Source organism: Candidatus Egerieousia sp. (assembly GCF_056211015.1).
Map to the genome: position 1 here is coordinate 1 of NZ_JBAELF010000045.1, position 2,012 is coordinate 2,012.

Genomic DNA, 2,012 nt, shown 5'->3' on the forward strand with positions numbered 1-2,012 from the left:
CAAATGGTCGCAATGCCTGGCGTAGTGAGGTCCGTAGGATTTCAACTTTCATATCTTGCAATGGCAGGCATATTCCTGCTCGGAATCCCGGTGCAAAAGTGGTTCCATCAAGGGCGCAGACCGGGCATCCTGAAGAAAATGTGGGATGCATCCGCCATCACCATCTCCTGCCAGGCATTCACCGCTCCCCTCTCCTGGTATTATTTCCACAGCTTCCCCCGGCATTTCCTTCTGGCGAACATACTGGCCCTTCCTGTCACTGAAGCCGCCATTCTTCTGTCGATGGTCACAATAACGGCAAAGGGCTGCAAACTAAGCTGCAACCCTCTGGTAAATGCCTGCGATTACATATTCGGACTGCTGGTCAGAATACTGGAGACCATCAGTGAAATGTAACGTAAGTATGTTATCAATAGTTCTCCGCGTTGATTTCAAAATAGCTCTGAGGATGAGCCCAGGTAGGCCAAACCTCAGGAGCGGACACTCCAACAACGATATGTCCGCAGTTGCGGCACTCCCAAACCTTCACTGAAGATTTCTTGAATACCTCAGCAGTCTCGACATTCTTCAGAAGTGCACGGTAGCGCTCTTCGTGATGCTTCTCGATAGCTGCAACCAGACGGAACTTCGCAGCAAGTGCTGTGAAACCTTCTTTCTCAGCGGTCTGGGCAAAGCTTTCGTACATATCGGTCCACTCATAATTCTCACCGGCAGCTGCGGCGGCAAGATTCTCCGCGGTATCCCCTATGCCATTAAGTTCCTTGAACCAGAGTTTTGCGTGCTCCTTCTCATTCTCAGCAGTCTTGAGGAAAAGTGCGGCAATCTGCTCATAACCTTCCTTCTTGGCCTTTGATGCAAAGTATGTGTATTTGTTGCGAGCCTGTGACTCCCCTGCAAATGCAGCTTCCAGGTTTTTCTCGGTCTGGGTGCCGGCGTACTTGTTTGCCATAATTAATAAATATATTGAATTAATTAATTTACTGATGTACAAAAGTAATTCTTTTTTAGAATTATTCAAAATAAAAATCAATCTGTCTTCAATTTGAAGCCTGTAGAATGCCATTCCGCCATCCCACTCCCATCATCAAATATCAGGTAGCCCTCCAAGTCATCCCGGCTCTCAATAAAAGCCCTGGCCTCATCAAGGCCTATCACCATACAGTATGTGGCATATGCGTCAGCATCGGTTGCTGTAGGAGCAATTATGGTTGCGCTTAGAAGATTATGCGTTACAGGATAGCCTGTCCTCGGGTCGATTGTATGGGCGTATTTTCTCCCGTCCCTGACATAAAACTTCCTATAATTGCCCGACGTAACCACCCCACACCCGTCTTCCGGCGCAAAAATTACATTCTGAAGCGACTGCCCGGGGCTCTCATTTCCGTCAAAAGGGGAATCTATCCCGATGGTCCATGGCTTCCCGGAAGCATTAACGCCGCGGCAATATATTTCACCGATGTCCACAAGCAAATCCTCAACTCCATTGCCACGAAGGTATGATGCCACGAGGTCACAACTGTAGCCTTGTGCTATTGCATTGAAATTGAATGATTTTTCCAATGATACAAGGGCCATGGCCTTAAGCACGGAGCTGCTGTCGGGAAAAGATTCGCCTTCAAATCCGAAGCCCCATATATCGAACAGGGGACCTGCGGCACAGTCCAATGCTCCACCGGTCTCGTCTTTGTATCTATGAGACAGATCCATCACATCATTGAATATCGCATCTGTACGTGGATTCTCCCCTGCATTATACCGGCTGAGTATGGAAGACTTATTATATCCTGACAGAGAATTGTCAATCGCAGCAAGTATCGAATCCACACCTGTCTGGAGTTCATCCCTCGATGCTTCTACCCCTTCGCAATTAAAGATGACGGAATAGACACCTCCCTGGGCGTATCCTGTAAGCCGGGCATATTCCGTCCCCCCTCCACAAGATTGAAGAACTGCAAGGGGCAGAAGGATACGGCAAAGTATTTGTATGAAGATTGTGGCTTTTTGCATTTTAA

Annotated in this window: 3 protein-coding genes; 1 reads left to right on the plus strand and 2 read right to left on the minus strand. The window is 48.0% G+C overall.

Features of this window, described 5'->3' with window-relative positions:
- On the plus strand, positions 1-396 hold a 396-nt coding region (locus AC06L3_RS03580), incomplete at its 5' end, for a ComEC/Rec2 family competence protein (protein WP_475669251.1).
- Between the two features lie 13 nt (positions 397-409).
- Here AC06L3_RS03580 and rbr read toward each other — a convergent pair.
- Entirely contained in the window at positions 410-949 is a 540-nt protein-coding gene (gene rbr, locus AC06L3_RS03585) for a rubrerythrin (RefSeq protein WP_475669252.1), read from the minus strand.
- Between the two features lie 77 nt (positions 950-1,026).
- The coding region (locus tag AC06L3_RS03590) for an FAD:protein FMN transferase (RefSeq protein WP_475669253.1) at positions 1,027-2,012 on the minus strand (986 nt) is incomplete at its 5' end.

Excerpts from the sequence above, each read along its gene's own strand:
- rbr (WP_475669252.1), bottom strand. The coding sequence starts at position 949 with ATGGCAAACAAGTACGCCGGCACCCAGACCGAGAAAAACCTGGAAGCT.